The sequence below is a fragment of the Pseudomonas sp. GW822-FHT04H02 genome (assembly GCF_058800645.1).
Genome location: NZ_JBXAMM010000010.1, coordinates 130339 through 147503, shown reverse-complemented (window position 1 = coordinate 147503; position 17165 = coordinate 130339). Strand labels below are relative to the sequence as shown.

General features: G+C 59.2%; 17 protein-coding genes. All 17 read right to left on the bottom strand.

Annotated elements, in window-relative coordinates; genetic code table 11:
* Window positions 1–42: 42 nt before the first annotated feature.
* Entirely contained in the window at window positions 43–1875 is a 1833-nt protein-coding gene (gene glmS / locus AC1RMG_RS31605) for a glutamine--fructose-6-phosphate transaminase (isomerizing) (RefSeq protein WP_493171007.1), read from the bottom strand.
* A 10-nt stretch (window positions 1876–1885) separates the two neighbouring features.
* On the bottom strand, window positions 1886–2656 hold the full coding sequence (locus tag AC1RMG_RS31600) for a DeoR/GlpR family DNA-binding transcription regulator (RefSeq protein WP_401155227.1): 771 nt from the start codon (window positions 2654–2656) through the stop codon (window positions 1886–1888).
* 160 nt (window positions 2657–2816) lie between these two features.
* The gene (glmU, locus tag AC1RMG_RS31595; RefSeq protein ID WP_194237784.1) at window positions 2817–4184 is read right to left on the bottom strand and encodes a bifunctional UDP-N-acetylglucosamine diphosphorylase/glucosamine-1-phosphate N-acetyltransferase GlmU; all 1368 of its coding nucleotides are present in this window, start codon (window positions 4182–4184) and stop codon (window positions 2817–2819) included.
* Window positions 4185–4299: 115 nt separating this feature from the next.
* The gene (locus AC1RMG_RS31590; protein WP_011064380.1) at window positions 4300–4725 is read right to left on the bottom strand and encodes a F0F1 ATP synthase subunit epsilon; all 426 of its coding nucleotides are present in this window, start codon (window positions 4723–4725) and stop codon (window positions 4300–4302) included.
* 45 nt (window positions 4726–4770) lie between these two features.
* On the bottom strand, window positions 4771–6147 hold the full coding sequence (gene atpD, locus AC1RMG_RS31585) for a F0F1 ATP synthase subunit beta (RefSeq protein ID WP_011064381.1): 1377 nt from the start codon (window positions 6145–6147) through the stop codon (window positions 4771–4773).
* A gap of 27 nt (window positions 6148–6174) precedes the next feature.
* Window positions 6175–7035 (bottom strand): F0F1 ATP synthase subunit gamma, encoded by an 861-nt coding sequence (atpG, locus tag AC1RMG_RS31580; RefSeq protein ID WP_011064382.1) that lies wholly within the window; start codon window positions 7033–7035, stop codon window positions 6175–6177.
* A 50-nt stretch (window positions 7036–7085) separates the two neighbouring features.
* A complete protein-coding gene (gene atpA, locus AC1RMG_RS31575) occupies window positions 7086–8630 on the bottom strand; it encodes a F0F1 ATP synthase subunit alpha (protein ID WP_011064383.1) in 1545 nt (514 codons plus the stop codon).
* Window positions 8631–8651: 21 nt separating this feature from the next.
* Complete coding sequence (locus AC1RMG_RS31570) at window positions 8652–9188, bottom strand: F0F1 ATP synthase subunit delta (RefSeq protein WP_011064384.1); 537 nt, start codon at window positions 9186–9188, stop codon at window positions 8652–8654.
* Window positions 9189–9200: 12 nt separating this feature from the next.
* Window positions 9201–9671: a F0F1 ATP synthase subunit B gene (locus AC1RMG_RS31565; RefSeq protein WP_011064385.1), complete on the bottom strand. Its 471-nt coding sequence runs from the start codon at window positions 9669–9671 to the stop codon at window positions 9201–9203.
* Window positions 9672–9728: 57 nt separating this feature from the next.
* Window positions 9729–9986 carry a F0F1 ATP synthase subunit C gene (atpE, locus tag AC1RMG_RS31560; protein WP_002555987.1) on the bottom strand — a complete coding sequence of 86 codons (258 nt, stop codon included), beginning with the start codon at window positions 9984–9986 and terminating at the stop codon, window positions 9729–9731.
* Between the two features lie 132 nt (window positions 9987–10118).
* Window positions 10119–10991, bottom strand: a complete 873-nt coding sequence (gene atpB / locus AC1RMG_RS31555) for a F0F1 ATP synthase subunit A (protein WP_011064386.1) — start codon at window positions 10989–10991, stop codon at window positions 10119–10121.
* A gap of 16 nt (window positions 10992–11007) precedes the next feature.
* Complete coding sequence (locus AC1RMG_RS31550; RefSeq protein WP_015637573.1) at window positions 11008–11415, bottom strand: F0F1 ATP synthase subunit I; 408 nt, start codon at window positions 11413–11415, stop codon at window positions 11008–11010.
* 148 nt (window positions 11416–11563) lie between these two features.
* Window positions 11564–12436: a ParB/RepB/Spo0J family partition protein gene (locus AC1RMG_RS31545; protein ID WP_011064387.1), complete on the bottom strand. Its 873-nt coding sequence runs from the start codon at window positions 12434–12436 to the stop codon at window positions 11564–11566.
* Window positions 12437–12445: 9 nt separating this feature from the next.
* Window positions 12446–13243, bottom strand: coding sequence for a ParA family protein (locus tag AC1RMG_RS31540; protein WP_011064388.1), 798 nt, complete (start codon window positions 13241–13243; stop codon window positions 12446–12448).
* Window positions 13244–13261: 18 nt separating this feature from the next.
* Window positions 13262–13897, bottom strand: coding sequence for a 16S rRNA (guanine(527)-N(7))-methyltransferase RsmG (gene rsmG / locus AC1RMG_RS31535; protein ID WP_493171034.1), 636 nt, complete (start codon window positions 13895–13897; stop codon window positions 13262–13264).
* 5 nt (window positions 13898–13902) lie between these two features.
* A complete protein-coding gene (gene mnmG, locus AC1RMG_RS31530) occupies window positions 13903–15795 on the bottom strand; it encodes a tRNA uridine-5-carboxymethylaminomethyl(34) synthesis enzyme MnmG (RefSeq protein ID WP_220223481.1) in 1893 nt (630 codons plus the stop codon).
* Window positions 15796–16341: 546 nt separating this feature from the next.
* Window positions 16342–17163, bottom strand: coding sequence for a phytanoyl-CoA dioxygenase family protein (locus AC1RMG_RS31525; RefSeq protein ID WP_072443371.1), 822 nt, complete (start codon window positions 17161–17163; stop codon window positions 16342–16344).
* Window positions 17164–17165 lie beyond the last annotated feature (2 nt).

Sequence of the window (17165 nt, the reverse complement as noted above, 5' to 3'; positions counted from 1 at the left end):
CTTGTTGCAAGAGCGAGCACCTGGGCGGTCACTGTGGATAACTCACTCCACGGTCACCGACTTGGCGAGGTTGCGCGGCTGATCGACGTCGGTGCCCTTGAGCACGGCCACGTAGTAGGACAGCAGCTGCAGCGGGATGGTGTAGAGGATCGGCGAGAGGATGTCGTGGATGTGCGGCATCTGGATCACGTGGGTGCCTTCGCCATTGGTCATGCCGGCCTGCTCGTCGGCGAACACGATCAGCTCGCCGCCACGGGCGCGCACTTCCTGCAGGTTGGACTTGAGCTTTTCCAGCAGCTCGTTGTTCGGTGCCACGGTAACCACCGGCATGTCGTTATCCACAAGCGCCAGGGGGCCGTGCTTGAGCTCGCCGGCCGGATAGGCTTCGGCGTGGATGTAGGAAATCTCCTTGAGCTTGAGCGAGCCTTCCATCGCCACCGGGTACTGGGCACCACGGCCGAGGAACAGGGTGTGGTGCTTGTCGGCAAACAGCTCGGCCGTTTTTTCCACCACGCCATCCATGGCCAGGGCTTCGCCCAGGCGGATCGGCAGGCGACGCAGCTCTTCCACCAGCTCGGCTTCCACGCCGGCGGCCAGGGTGCCACGTACCTGGCCCAGGGACAGGGTCAGCAGCAGCAGGCCCACCAGTTGGGTGGTGAAGGCCTTGGTGGAGGCCACGCCGATCTCGCGACCGGCCTGGGTCAGCAAGGTCAGGTCCGATTCACGCACCAGGGAGCTGATGCCGACGTTGCAGATCGCCAGGCTGGCGAGGAAGCCCAGCTCCTTGGCATTGCGCAGAGCGGCCAAAGTGTCGGCGGTTTCGCCGGACTGGGAGATGGTCACGAACAGGGTGTCGGGCTGCACCACCACCTTGCGGTAGCGGAACTCGCTGGCCACTTCCACCTGGCAGGGGATACCGGCCAGTTCTTCCAGCCAGTAACGGGCGACCATGCCGGCGTGGTAGCTGGTGCCGCAGGCGACGATCTGCACATTGCGCACCTTGGCGAACAGCTCGGCGGCTTGCGGACCGAAGGCCTGGACCAGTACCTGGTTGGCACTCAGGCGGCCTTCCAGGGTGCGCTGCACCACGGATGGCTGCTCGTGGATTTCCTTGAGCATGAAGTGGCGGAACTCGCCCTTCTCTGCCGCTTCGGCGCCGTCGCGGTACTGCACCGCCTCGCGTTCCACGGCCTTGCCGTTGATGTCCCAGATCTGCACGCTGTCGCGGCGGATTTCGGCGATATCACCTTCTTCCAGGTACATGAAGCGGTCGGTGACCTGGCGCAGGGCCAACTGGTCGGAGGCGAGGAAGTTTTCCCCCAGGCCCAGGCCGATCACCAGCGGGCTGCCGCTGCGGGCCGCAACCAAACGGTCCGGCTGGCTGGCGCTGATCACGGCCAGGCCGTAGGCACCATGCAGCTCCTTGACGGTGGCCTTGAGGGCCTTGGTGAGGTCTCCCAAGTCCTTGAGCTTGTGGTTCAGCAAGTGGGCGATGACTTCGGTGTCGGTGTCCGAAGTGAACTCGTAACCCAGGGCGCCGAGCTGAGCGCGCAAGGTTTCGTGGTTCTCGATGATGCCGTTGTGCACGATCGCCAGGTCGCCGGAGAAATGCGGGTGGGCATTACGTTCGCATGGCGCACCGTGGGTGGCCCAGCGGGTGTGGGCGATGCCCAGGCGGCCGACCAGCGGCTCACTGGCCAGGGCCTGCTCCAGTTCGCTGACCTTGCCCGGGCGCCGCATGCGCTCCAGCTTGCCGGCATTGGTATAGACCGCCACACCGGCGCTGTCGTAGCCGCGGTATTCGAGGCGCTTGAGGCCTTCCAGTAAAATGGCGGTGATATTGCGTTCAGCAACGGCGCCAACAATTCCACACATGGTTTCTCTCCTAGCTGACAGCCGCGCAAATCAGAGTTATGCCGCGGGCCTGGATCTGGTCGCGGACCTCTAAGGGCAGGCGATCATCGGTAATAAGGGTATGGACACTGCTCCACGGCAGCTCCAGGTTGGGAATCTTGCGGCCGATCTTGTCGGATTCGACCATCACCACCACTTCCCGGGCCACTTCGGCCATGACCCGGCTCAAACCCAGCAGTTCGTTGAAGGTGGTAGTGCCACGGGCCAGATCGATGCCATCGGCACCGATAAACAGCTGGTCGAAGTCATATGAGCGTAGAACCTGCTCGGCCACCTGGCCCTGGAAGGACTCGGAATGCGGGTCCCAGGTGCCACCAGTCATCAACAGCACCGGCTCGTGCTCCAGCTCGCTCAGGGCGTTGGCCACATTCAGCGAGTTGGTCATGACCACCAGGCCAGGCTGCAGGCCCAGCTCGGGGATCATCGCGGCGGTGGTGCTGCCACTGTCGATGATGATCCGGGCATGCTCACGGATACGCTGCACCGCAGCGCGGGCAATGGCCTGCTTGTAGAGGGATACGGGCTGGCCAATATCGCTGACCAGTTCCTGGGGCATGGTGATCGCTCCACCGTAGCGGCGCAGCAGCAAGCCATTGCTCTCCAGGGCGGCCAGGTCCTTTCGAATCGTAACTTCAGAGGTTTCGAAACGCTTGGCCAACTCGTCGACACTCACTTCGCCCTGTCCATTGAGCAAGGCGAGGATGTTGTGGCGACGTTGAGGTGTGTTGCGTTTTGACATGATGGCTTTAAGTTTCGATTCGAAAGATAACGGAAGCAATAAAAACCCAAGATCGAAACTTCGTCAAGCGCACAGGTGAAAAAAATCGCCGGCAAGCCGGCTCCTACAGATGGGTGTAAGAGCCAGCTTGCCGGCGAACAGGGTTCCGCGGTTGTGGATAACCTCAGTCCTTCTTGATCTTCTCCGGCCGTTTCCAGCCGTCGATGTTCTTCTGCCGGGCGCGGCCGACCGCCAGTTGAGCCGGGGCCACATCCTGGGTGATGGTGGAACCGGCAGCCGTGGTGGCGCCGGAGGAGATATCCACAGGTGCTACCAACGAGTTGTTGGAGCCGATGAACACGTCTTCGCCCATGATCGTCTTGTGCTTGTTCACCCCATCGTAGTTGCAGGTGATGGTGCCGGCGCCAATGTTGGTGCGCGCACCGATCACCGCGTCGCCCAGGTAGGTCAGGTGGCCGGCCTTGGCACCCTGGCCCAGGTGGGCATTCTTCAGTTCGACGAAGTTACCCACATGAGCCCTGGCTTCCAGCACGGTACCGGGACGCAGTCGGGCGAACGGGCCGGCATCGCTGCCCTCGCCCATCACCGCGCCATCGAGGTGGCTGTTGGCCTTGATCACCGCGCCCTTGCGCAGGGTGCTGTCCTTGATCACGCAGTTGGGGCCGATCACCACGTCGTCCTCGATCACTACCCGGCCTTCGAGAATCACGTTGATGTCGATCAGCACATCACGGCCAACGATGACTTCGCCACGCACATCAAAACGTGCCGGGTCGCGCAAGGTCACGCCCTGGGCCATCAACCGGCGGCCGGCCCGCAGCTGGTAGTGCCGCTCCAGCTCGGCCAGTTGCTTGCGGTCGTTGGCGCCCTGCACTTCCATGGCGTCGTGGGGCTGCTCGGTGGCGACGATCAGGCCGTCGCTGACCGCCATGGCGATCACGTCGGTGAGGTAGTACTCGCCCTGGGCGTTGTTGTTGGACAGCCGGCCGGTCCAGTCGCCCAGGCGCTTGCCGGGCACTGCGAGAATGCCGGTGTTGCCTTCGGTGATGGCGCGGGTGGCTTCGTCAGCATCCTTCTGCTCGACAATGGCGACGACTTTGCCGTCGGCATCACGAACGATGCGCCCGTAGCCGGTAGGGTCGTCCAGCTCGACGGTAAGCAGGCCCAGTTGCTCAGGCCCCACCTGCTTGAGCAGGCGCTGCAGGGTCTCGACTTCGATCAGCGGCACGTCGCCGTAGAGGATCAGCACCGTGTCAGCAGTGATAAAAGGCACGGCCTGAGCCACCGCATGACCGGTGCCCAGTTGCTTGTCCTGCAACACGAAATTCAGGTCATCGGCCGCCAAACGCTCACGCACCGCATCCGCACCGTGGCCGATCACCACATGAATACGCTGTGGATCGAGTTGCCGGGCGCTGTGGATAACATGCCCGAGCATGGAGTTGCCGGCGACCGGGTGAAGAACCTTGGGCAGCGCCGAACGCATGCGGGTGCCCTGGCCTGCGGCGAGGATAACGATTTCGAGAGACATGACTGGCTACCAATCCTGGGTGGTCGGCGACTGCGACCAGAGGGGGTGAATGGCGGAAAATAAAAAGGGTAGCCGAGGCTACCCTTTTTAATCAATCACGCAGAAAGCCTGCGGCTTAGCCGCCGAACTTCTTGCGGATCTGCTGGACGGTACGCAGCTGAGCTGCGGCCTCGGCCAGACGTGCAGCAGCAGAACCGTAGTCGAAATCTGCGCCTTTTTCATTCAGGGCCTTCTCAGCAGCCTTGACGGCTTCCTGAGCGGAGGCTTCGTCCAGGTCGGCAGCACGTTGCACGGTGTCGGCAAGAACCTTGACCATGTTCGGCTGAACCTCGAGGAAACCACCGGAGATGTAGAACACCTCGGCTTCCCCGCCCTGCTTGATCAAGCGGATCGGACCTGGCTTCAGGTTGGTGATCAGCGGTGCGTGACCCAGAGCGATACCAAGATCACCCAGTTCACCGTGCGCAACCACCATCTCCACCAGACCGGAGAAGATTTCCCCTTCCGCGCTGACGATATCGCAATGGACTGTCATAGCCATCTGCTTGCCTCAACCTAAATTAGCGCCCGTTGCCGGGCGCCGGGATTACAGTTTCTTGGCTTTCTCGATCGCTTCGTCGATGCCGCCGACCATGTAGAACGCTTGTTCTGGCAGGTGGTCGTAGTCACCGTTGAGGATGCCTTTGAAGCCAGCGATGGTGTCTTTCAGGGAAACGTATTTGCCTGGAGAACCAGTGAAGACTTCAGCCACGAAGAACGGCTGCGACAAGAAGCGCTGGATCTTACGAGCGCGGGATACCAACTGCTTGTCGGTTTCCGACAGCTCGTCCATACCCAGGATCGCAATGATGTCCTTCAGCTCTTTGTAACGCTGCAGTACGTACTGAACGCCGCGAGCGGTCTCGTAGTGTTCGTTGCCGATCACGTTCGGGTCCAACTGACGGGAGGTCGAGTCCAGTGGGTCTACCGCTGGGTAGATACCCAGGGAAGCGATGTCACGGGACAGAACGACGGTGGCGTCCAAGTGGGCGAAGGTGGTCGCTGGCGACGGGTCGGTCAAGTCGTCCGCAGGTACGTATACCGCTTGGATCGAGGTGATCGAGCCTTGCTTGGTCGAAGTGATACGTTCTTGCAGAACGCCCATCTCTTCAGCCAGGGTCGGCTGGTAGCCTACTGCGGAAGGCATACGGCCCAGCAGTGCGGATACTTCGGTACCGGCCAGGGTGTAACGGTAGATGTTGTCGACGAACAGCAGAACGTCGTTACCTTCGTCACGGAACTTCTCGGCCATGGTCAGGCCGGTCAGGGCTACGCGCAGACGGTTTCCCGGCGGCTCGTTCATCTGGCCGTAGACCAGTGCCACTTTGTCCAGAACGTTGGAGTCCTTCATCTCGTGGTAGAAGTCGTTACCCTCACGAGTACGCTCACCCACACCGGCGAACACGGAATAACCGCTGTGCTCGATGGCGATGTTACGGATCAGTTCCATCATGTTTACGGTCTTGCCTACACCGGCACCACCGAACAGACCGACTTTACCGCCCTTGGCGAACGGGCAAACCAGGTCAATTACCTTGATCCCGGTTTCCAGCAGGTCGTTGCCGCCTGCCTGTTCTGCGAAGGAAGGTGCTGGACGGTGGATGCCCCAACGCTCTTCTTCACCGATAGGACCGGCTTCGTCGATTGGGTTGCCCAGTACGTCCATGATCCGGCCCAGGGTCGCTTTACCGACCGGTACGGAGATGGCTGCGCCAGTGTTGTTGACGTCCAGACCGCGCTTCAAGCCTTCGGTGGAGCCCATCGCAATGGTACGCACCACGCCATCGCCCAGCTGCTGCTGAACTTCCAGAGTGGTTTCGGCGCCTTGAACCTTCAAGGCGTCGTAGATGCTCGGTACGCTGTCGCGTGGAAATTCCACGTCGATAACGGCGCCGATGATTTGAACGATACGTCCGCTACTCATAGCTGGATCCTCTGAATATTTGAACCGTTAAACCGCGGCAGCGCCGCCGACGATTTCCGAGATCTCTTGGGTGATCGCAGCCTGACGCGCCTTGTTGTAGATCAGCTGCAAATCGCTGATCAAATCACCGGCGTTGTCGGTAGCGTTCTTCATTGCGATCATCCGCGCCGCTTGTTCAGCTGCGTTGTTCTCGACCACCGCCTGGTAGACCTGCGACTCCACGTAACGGACCATCAAGCCGTCCAGCAGCTCCTTGGCATCCGGTTCGTAGAGGTAGTCCCAGTGGTGCTTGAGTTCTTGATCCGGGGTTGCCTCCAGTGGAATCAACTGCTCCACGGTCGGCTGCTGGGTCATGGTGTTGATGAACTTGTTGGATACCACGGACAGGCGGTCAATCCGGCCTTCCAGGTACGCATCCAGCATCACCTTGACGCTGCCGATCAGATCATTGATCGACGGCTCTTCACCCAGATGGCTGATAGCTGCAACGACGTTACCGCCGAAGTTGCGGAAGAAGGCCGCACCCTTGCTACCGACCACACACAGATCGATCTCGACGCCTTGTTCGCGGTTTACCGCCATGTCCTTGACCAGGGCCTTGAACAGGTTGGTGTTCAAGCCACCACACAGACCACGGTCACTGCTCACCACAACGTAACCGACGCGCTTGATAGCACGGTCGATCATGAACGGGTGACGATATTCCGGGTTGGCGTTGGCCAGATGACCAATAACCTGGCGGATGCGCTCCGCATAAGGACGGCTAGCAGCCATGCGCATTTGTGCCTTGCGCATTTTGCTGACCGCCACTTTTTCCATGGCGCTGGTAATTTTTTGCGTGCTTTTGATGCTCGCAATCTTACTGCGAATCTCTTTTGCGCCTGCCATGTAACACCTATCAGGTTAGCAAGCGGGAGCCTTGCGGCTCCCGCTGCGGCTTACCAGGTTTGGGTGGCTTTGAACTTCTCGATACCGGCTTTCAGGCCAGCGTCGATTTCGTCATTGAAGTCACCCTTCACGTTGATCTTCGCCATCAGGTCGGCGTGATCGCGGTTGAAGTAAGCAATCATGGCCTGTTCGAAGCTACCAACTTTGGCAATCTCGACGTCCGTCAGGAAGCCACGTTCAGCGGCATACAGGGACAAGGACATGTCGGCGATGGACATCGGCGCATATTGCTTCTGCTTCATCAGCTCGGTAACGCGCTGACCATGCTCAAGTTGCTTACGGGTCGCTTCGTCCAGGTCAGAAGCGAACTGGGCGAATGCCGCCAGTTCACGGTACTGAGCCAGAGCGGTACGGATACCACCGGACAGCTTCTTGATGATCTTGGTCTGAGCGGCACCACCCACACGGGATACCGAAACACCGGCGTTCACAGCAGGACGGATCCCGGAGTTGAACATGGCCGATTCCAGGAAGATCTGACCGTCGGTGATGGAGATCACGTTGGTCGGAACGAACGCGGAAACGTCGCCAGCCTGGGTTTCGATGATCGGCAGAGCGGTCAGGGAACCGGTCTTGCCAGTCACTGCACCGTTGGTGAACTTCTCTACGTACTCTTCGGAAACGCGGGATGCGCGCTCCAGCAGACGGGAGTGGAGATAGAACACGTCACCTGGGTAGGCTTCACGGCCTGGTGGACGGCGCAGCAGCAGGGAAATCTGGCGGTAGGCCACTGCTTGCTTGGACAGATCGTCATAAACGATCAGCGCGTCTTCACCGCGGTCACGGAAGTATTCGCCCATGGTGCAACCGGAGTACGGAGCCAGGAACTGCAGTGCTGCAGATTCCGAAGCGCTCGCTGCAACGATGATGGTGTTAGCCAGTGCACCGTTTTCTTCGAGCTTGCGAACCACGTTGGCGATGGTCGATTGCTTCTGACCGATAGCCACGTAGACGCAGAAAATGCCGCTGTCTTTCTGGTTGATGATCGCGTCGATCGCCAGAGCGGTCTTACCGATCTGACGGTCACCGATGATCAGCTCACGCTGGCCACGGCCGACTGGGATCATGGCATCGACAGCCTTGTAGCCAGTCTGTACAGGCTGGTCTACCGACTTACGCCAGATCACGCCTGGAGCAACTTTCTCGACCGCGTCGGTCTCGGTGTTGTTCAGCGGACCTTTGCCGTCAACTGGGTTACCCAGTGCGTCGACTACGCGACCCAGCAGTTCCTTACCAACCGGAACCTCCAGGATGCGGCCAGTGCACTTGGCGCTCATGCCTTCAGCCAGACTGGTGTACGCGCCCAATACAACGGCACCTACGGAGTCTTGCTCCAGGTTGAGGGCCATACCGTAGACGCCGCCCGGAAACTCGATCATCTCGCCGTACATAACGTCGGCCAGACCGTGAATCCGCACGATGCCGTCAGATACGCTGACGACAGTGCCTTCGTTACGGGCTTGGGAGGTCACATCGAGCTTTTCGATGCGGCCCTTGATAATTTCACTTATTTCGGAAGGATTGAGTTGCTGCATTGCTCTGCTGCCCCTTCAAACTCAAGATTTCAATGCTTCGGCAAGGTTCGCGAGTTTGCCGCGAATCGAGCCATCGATAACCAGGTCGCCGGCGCGGATTACGACGCCACCAATAAGGCTGGCATCCTCCGCAGCGTGCAGTCGCACTTCCCGGCCGAGCCGTGCACTGAGAACCTTGGCGAGTTTGTCTTGCTGTTCTTGGTTCAATGCGAACGCACTGGTCACATCCACATCCACCGATTTCTCTTGCTCGGCCTTGTACAGGTCGAACAGAGCGGAGATCTCCGGCAACAGCAGGAGACGGTCGTTTTCGGCGGCAACGTGAATGAAATTCTGTGCCTGTGCATCAAACTTGTCGCCACACACTTCGATAAAAGTGCTGGCCTTTTCTGCGCTCGTCAGTCGCGGGGCCTTAAGCACGCGCTGCATGGTGTCATCTTGTGACACCGCTGCAGCCAGGCCGAGCATGGCTGACCAAGAGGCCAGCTGCTGGTGGGCCTGAGCGTGCTCGAAGGCCGCCTTAGCGTAAGGTCGGGCCAACGTGGTCAGTTCTGCCATGATCGCCCTCGCTTAAATTTCAGCAGCCAGTTTGTTAACCAGCTCTGCGTGCGCGTTTTGATCGATTGTGGCACCCAGGATCTTCTCTGCGCCGTTGACTGCCAGGCTGCCCAGTTGGGCGCGCAGCGCGTCTTTGACGCCGTTCAGTTCCTGTTCGATCTCGGCCTGAGCCTGAGCCTTCACACGTTCAGCTTCGACACGAGCCTGTTCACGGGCTTCGTCGACGATCTGAGAACCGCGCTTCTTGGCTTGCTCAATGATTTCAGCTGCCTGAGCTTTAGCTTCGCGCAGTTGCTGACCCGCTTTATCTTGGGCCAGTTCCAGGTCACGAGCTGCTCGGCTGGCAGCGTCCAGTCCATCCGCGATCTTCTTTTGACGTTCGTGCAGAGCTGCAATGACCGGAGGCCAAATGAACTTCATGCAGAACAATACAAAAATTAAGAACGCAACGGACTGGCCAATCAGGGTTGCATTAATGTTCACGCCAACACCTCGCTCGTTCGTTGTCCGTCACACCAATCAACTCGAAAAATCGAGTGATTAGCCAGCGAGTTGACCAACGAAGGGGTTTGCGAAGGTGAAGAACAGAGCGATACCAACACCGATCATGGTTACGGCGTCGAGCAGACCGGCAACGATGAACATTTTAACTTGCAGCATTGGAACCATTTCTGGCTGACGCGCTGCGCCTTCCAGGAACTTGCCGCCCAGCAGGCCGAAACCAATTGCGGTACCCAGTGCGCCCAGGCCGATCAACAGTGCAACAGCGATAGCGGTTAGACCAACTACAGTTTCCATCTTTCCTCCCGACTTTTACGTCGTATGGTTTAGGTTTTTTAGATTAAAGCGGTAAAACAAATCGTTTCATTGACCCGAGACGGGCCCCCTCTCGCCGCAACGAGAGGGACATCAGACTAGTCGAGACTGGTCTTAATGGTTCTCTTCGTGCGCCATCGACAGGTAGACGATGGTCAGCATCATGAAGATAAAGGCCTGCAGGGTGATGATCAGGATGTGGAACACAGCCCACGCCCATTGCAGAACCACACCCATGCCGCTGAGCCACAGCAGGCCGCTGCCGAACATCACAGCGATCAGGATGAACACCAGTTCGCCGGCATACATGTTGCCGAACAGACGCAGTGCCAACGAGATCGGCTTGGCAACCAGGGTCACGAATTCAAGCAGGAAGTTCACCGGAATCAGCAGCGCCTGAACCAGGATGTTCTTGCTGCCGAACGGGTGCAGGGTCAGTTCGCCGATGAAGCCGCCGATGCCCTTGACCTTGATGCTGTAGAAAATGATCAGCGCAAACACCGACAGGGCCATGCCCAGGGTGGCGTTCGGGTCAGTGGTGGATACGGCACGGAACGGAATGTGCTGGTCGCCGGAGATCAACATGGCCAGTTGTGGAATCCAGTCCACCGGTACCAGGTCGATGGCGTTCATCAGGAACACCCAGACGAAAATGGTCAGTGCCAACGGTGCGATCACCGGGCTGCGGCCGTGGAAACTGTCCTTCACGCTGCCATCGACGAAGCCAACCATGACCTCAACGAAGTTCTGCAAAGCGCCCGGCACGCCGGAAGTCGCCTTCTTGGCCGCCATGCGGAACAGAAGAATGAAGATCACACCCAGTGCGACAGACCAGCCGAGGGTATCGACGTGGAATGCCCAGAAGCCCATTTCCTTGGCTTCTGCTGCGGAGTGGGCAAAGCCCCAGCTCCCATTGGGTAGCTGACCGAAGGTCAGGTTCTGCAAGTGGTGCTGGATATAGCCCGAAGCGGTTGTTTCTGCTGACATGGTTGCCTCAAACGCCCTAAGGTCTCGAAAGTCTTGTTCTCATTAGCAGGGGAGCGAACCAGCTGACCAGTTGGGTCAGCACGAAGACGCCGAATACAGCCAGCGGCGCCAATGGCTTCACACCTGCAAACGTCAGTGCAAACAGCACCGCCGTCAAAATCAGTTTGCCCGCCTCACCGGCATAAAAAGACCGGACGATGGCTTGGGCCGCTCGGGCGCCGGAAAACCGAAATGCCCTGTGAGCGAAATACACATTGGGTAGCAAGGCTATCAGTCCTCCGCAAAGGCCTGAGTATCCGGCTACGACTCCACGCCATTGCCAGAGCGCCAGAGCGGCTATCAGTAAAATGATCAACTGAGCCAGTAAAACCGGAAAAACCGCCAAGCGATGAAACGGCAAGCGGTTTGGCGTGCGGGTTTCCATCGCTCTTGCTCCTCAAGGGTCGGCTGCCAGAATTCATTAACTTGGCATAATTTGTGCCGACAAAATGCGCGCAGAGTATAGGGGCGGTTCAGCCCCTATTCAACTGCCGGGTAGTGATTTCCGACTGCGCGCTACATAAGGAAATGTTTCAGCGGATGTGAGCGAGGACGCCTTGCAGCTCATCCAGGGAGTTGTAGCCGATCACCAGCTGACCTTTACCCTTCTTGCCGTGGCGGATCTGCACCGCAGAGCCCAGGCGCTCGGCCAGACGCTGCTCGAGACGGGCGATATCCGGGTCTGGCTTGACCGGTTCAGCAGGTTCCTGTTTGCCGCTCAGCCACTGGCGAACCAGGGCCTCGGTCTGGCGCACGGTGAGGCCTCGTGCGACAACGTGTCGCGCCCCTTCAACCTGTTGATTTTCCGGCAATCCGAGCAATGCACGGGCATGACCCATTTCCAGGTCGCCGTGGGACAGCATGGTCTTGATCACCTCAGGCAGGGCGATCAGGCGCAGCAGGTTGGCCACGCTGACGCGGGACTTGCCCACGGCTTCGGCGACCTGTTGCTGAGTCAGCTGGAATTCCTGCTGCAGGCGCTGCAGGGCCACCGCCTCCTCGATGGGATTGAGATCTTCACGCTGGATGTTCTCGATCAGTGCCATGGCGATGGCGGTTTCATCCGGCACATCGCGGACCATCGCCGGGATGGTTTCCTGGCCGGCCTGCTGGCTGGCGCGCCAGCGGCGCTCACCGGCAATGATCTCGAAGCGACCACCACCGATGGGCCGGACCACGATCGGCTGCATCACGCCCTGGCTCTTGATCGAATTCGCCAGTTCTTCCAGCGCTTGCGGGTCCATGTCCCGACGCGGCTGATACTTGCCGCGCTGGATCAGGTCCAGGGGCAGGTGTTGCAGCTCACGCTGGTCGGCCTGCACCGCTTGTTCTTCCAGTGCGCTGACAGTCGGACCACTCAACAGTGCATCCAGTCCACGTCCGAGACCTCTTTTCTTGACGGCCATGGGGATTCCTTAAGTTGGCTGGGCGGCTGCGACGCGCGATTGTTTACGTTGCCGGCGAACCATCTCGCCCGCCAGGGCCAGGTAGGCCAGCGCGCCACGGGATTGTTTGTCGTACGCCAACGCCGGCATACCGTAGCTCGGCGCTTCGGCCAAACGGATGTTGCGCGGAATCACGGTGTCATACAGCTGATCGCCGAAGTGTTCCTTGAGCTGCGCGGAAACATCGTTCATCAGGCTCAGGCGCGGGTCGAACATGGTGCGCAGCAAGCCTTCGATCTTCAGCTCCGGGTTGAGCAGTTCGGCGATGCGCTTGATGTTATCCACAAGGTCGCTCAAACCTTCCAGCGCGTAGTACTCGCACTGCATGGGGATAATGACCCCATCGGCGGCCACCAGGGCGTTGAGGGTGAGCATCGACAGCGACGGCGGGCAGTCGATCAGGATGTAGTCGTAGTTTTCACGGATTGGCGCCAGGGCGCTGCGCAGACGGCTTTCCTTCATCTGCATTTCCAGCAGCACCACCTCCGCGGCCGTCAGGTCGCGGTTGGCCGGCAGCAACTGGTAACCGCCGTGCTCGGAGAAATGCATGGCCTGGGCCAGGTCGCACTCACCGATCAGCAGGTCATAGACCGAGTTTTCCAAACCGTGTTTATCCACACCGCTACCCATGGTGGCGTTGCCCTGTGGATCAAGATCGATCAACAGCACCCGGCGCTTGGTCGCTACCAGGGATGCTGCGAGGTTGATGCAGGTGGTGGTCTTGCCCACGCCACCTTTCTGGTTCGCTATCGCGAATACCTTAGCCATTCTTGCTTGTGTTCCCAATCATGCCGTGCGGCGCAGTATCAGCAGATGGCGTTGGCCTTGGCAACCGGGTACGGCCAAGGCGTGTTCGCTATCGAGGTGGAAGTCTGCCGGCAATGCTAACAGCTCATCCGAGGGATGGACGCCCTTCATTGCCAGCCAGCGTGTATCGCGGTCGCCCAGGTGGCGGGTCCAGCTGGTGAAGTTCTCCATGCTGCTGAACGCCCGGGAAATGATCCCGTTGAAAGGCTGTTCAGGGGTGAAGGCTTCGACCCGGCTGTGGATAACTTGCAGGTTATCCAGCTTGAGTTCGAGTTTGACCTGAGTCAGGAAGCGGGTTTTCTTGCCGTTGCTGTCCAGACAGGTGACTTGCGACTCGGGAAACAGGATCGCCAGGGGAATACCCGGCATGCCGCCACCGCTGCCGACATCCAGCCAGCAGCCGTTTTCGATGAACGACATTACGCTCAAGCTATCGAGCAGATGGCGGGACACCATTTCATCCGGGTCGCGCACCGCCGTCAGGTTGTAAGCCTTGTTCCACTTGATCAACAGGGCCAGGTAACCCAGCAGCAATTCGTGCTGGGTTGGGCTCAGATTGACACCGAGCTGGCGAGCGCCTGTGGATAACTCATCCGCGTGTTGTGGGGTGACCATAGAACTCAAGCGCTTTGCTCCAACTGACGGCCCGCGCCGCGTTTTTTCAAGTGAATCATCAACAGGGAAATCGCCGCCGGGGTCACGCCGGGAATCCGCGATGCCTGGCCCAGGGTTTCCGGACGGGTCGCGCCAAGCTTGCTCTGGATTTCCTTCGACAACCCGGAAATGCCGGTGTAATCGATATCCACAGGCAGCTTGGTGTCTTCGCTGGCCCGCAGACGAGCAATTTCGTCCTGCTGGCGATCGATATAGCCGGCGTACTTGGTCTTGATCTCGACCTGTTCCGCGACTTGTGGATCTTCAGCACCATGCCCGGTCACTTCGACCAGACCAGCGTAGTCGATTTCCGGACGGCTCAGCAGGTTCAGCAGGTTGTATTCGTGGGTCAGCGGCGTGCCGAATTTTTGTGCAATGGCATCACCCTGCTCGGTACCCGGACGAACCCAGGTGGACTTCAAACGTTGTTCTTCCTGGGCAATGCCTTCGCGTTTCTTGCAGAAAGCGGCCCAGCGCACGTCATCCACCAGCCCCAGTTCGCGACCTTTTTCGGTCAGACGCAGGTCGGCGTTGTCTTCACGCAGGATCAAGCGGTATTCCGCCCGGGACGTGAACATCCGGTACGGTTCCTGGGTGCCCAGGGTAATCAGGTCATCCACCAGTACCCCGATATAGGCCTCGTCGCGACGCGGGCACCAGCTGTCTTTGCCCTGGGCACGCAGTGCCGCGTTGGCCCCGGCCAGCAAACCTTGGGCACCGGCTTCTTCATAGCCGGTGGTGCCATTGATCTGGCCTGCGAAGAACAGGCCACCGATGACTTTGGTTTCCAGGCTGTACTTCAAGTCCCGCGGGTCGAAGTAGTCGTACTCGATGGCATAGCCCGGGCGCACGATATGGGCGTTTTCCATGCCGCGAATCGACTGCACGATCTGCAGTTGCACGTCGAATGGCAGGGAGGTGGATATCCCGTTCGGGTACAGCTCGTGGGTAGTCAGGCCTTCGGGCTCGATGAAGACCTGGTGGCTTTCCTTGTCGGCAAAGCGATGGATCTTGTCTTCGATCGACGGGCAGTAACGCGGGCCAATACCTTCGATCACCCCGGAGTACATCGGCGAACGGTCGAGGTTCGAAGCAATGATTTCGTGGGTGCGGGCGTTGGTGTGGGTAATCCAGCAACTGACTTGCGGTGGATGCTGCTCTTTCGACCCCAGGAACGACATCACGGGAATCGGGGTATCGCCGGGTTGCTCGGTCATTACCGAGAAATCCACAGAACGGCCATCAATACGCGGCGGTGTGCCGGTTTTCAGGCGGCCGACACGCAGAGGCAGTTCCCGAAGTCGTTGCGCCAGGGCAATCGAGGGCGGATCACCAGCACGACCGCCGGAGTAGTTCTGCATACCGATGTGGATAAGTCCGCCGAGGAAGGTACCGGTGGTCAACACCACGGATTCGGCGAAGAAACGCAGGCCCATCTGGGTCACAACACCACGGACCTGATCCTGTTCAACGATCAGGTCGTCAGCCGCCTGTTGAAATATCCACAGGTTGGGCTGGTTTTCCAGAATCTCGCGAACAGCTGCCTTATACAGAATGCGGTCGGCCTGGGCGCGGGTAGCGCGCACGGCTGGGCCTTTGCGGCTATTCAACACGCGAAACTGGATGCCGCCCTTATCAGTAGCCATGGCCATCGCGCCGCCCAGGGCATCGATTTCCTTGACCAGGTGGCTCTTGCCAATGCCGCCGATCGCGGGATTGCAGCTCATGGCACCGAGGGTTTCCACGTTATGCGTCAGCAACAGGGTTTTTGCCCCCATGCGTGCTGATGCAAGTGCTGCCTCGGTACCGGCATGACCGCCGCCGATGACGATCACTTCAAAACGGGAAGGGAAATCCACCACGCACCTCGTGCCTGCTTCAAGTAGGAGTAATTAGGAGTAGTTGTCGGGTTGGTTTTTGGACCAAGGCGGCAAGTATAGGGACTTCGACCTTTCTAAAGAACCCTTTGCACAAAATTTAACCAGCTGTGGATGACTGGCGGACAATAGAAATTAAAAGAGAGAGATTTATTAAAACCTTGTTTTTATGTTTATTCTTATACAGCACACTATCTGTGGATAGATCGCTGTAACCCTTTATTTACAATGTGTACAGAGATTTTAAAGTCTGTGGTTAGGTGGCAATGAGGCCCTTGGATAACCGGTTTAAGCCTGTGGATGAATGGGGTGGTTATCCACAGGGGTGGTTTTCCTCAGTTTTGGAGCCCGGTTATCAACTGAGCTGAAGGGCAGTTATTCACAGGGCTTAATCCACAGAAAAACCTGCTTTCCACTGATAGACGCCCACAGCTACCCCCCTTCGCCCAGGGCAAAGAACGAAAATGGGAGCTGGATAACGCGAAAAGACAGGCCGCGAGCGCGACCTGCCGGTGGATAAATGACCGTTCAGGCCAGGTCGCGAGGCCACAAACGTGGAAACAGCTCATGCTCCAGAGCGGCGCCGGCGGCCAACTGTTCGACCAGGCCGGGGAATTCCGGTGAGGTTCGCCATGGTCTCGGGGCATGGCGCATGTCTTCTCCGAGAAAACGCAGGGAAAACGCCCGCCGCCGTCTATTTCCGCCTACACCGCCGGCCCCATGCAGGGTCAGCATGTGGAAAAACACTGCGTCGCCGGGCTGCAGTTCCCAGCCCAGAATGTTCCATGCTGAACGATCGGCCTCGATGTCCGGAAGATCAGCCAGGCTGCCCTCGGGGAACCACCTGGCCTGGTTGTCGAGAAAGGTTCGCGGCATCAGCCAGGGCCCCAGGTGTGAGCCGGCAATGAACTCCAGGGTCGATTCCCGGGCCACCGGGTCCACCGGCATCCACATGCTGCAGTTCTGACGGCCTTCGACGTTGTAGTACGGCTGGTCCTGGTGCCAGGGCGTGCGTTGCCGGGTATTGGGTTCCTTGACCAGCAGGTGGTCGTGATACAGGCGAGCCTGATCGCTGCCCATCAGTTGCGCAGCCACATGGCCAACCCGGCTCTGGAAGATGAACTGCCGATAGGCCGGGTTCTCTTGCCAGTTGCAGAAGTCCTCGAAGAACCAGCCAGGGTCGTCCGGACGGCTGGCGACCTTGGCCCGTTCGCTGGGAAACGCCAGGTTGTGCTCGATCCCCTGCTCCAGCAGGCCGACTTCATCGCTGCTGAACAGTTGGCGAATGCACACAGCGCCATCGCGCTGAAAGGCTTCAATGGTTGTAGGCGGCAACTCGAACGATCCCATGG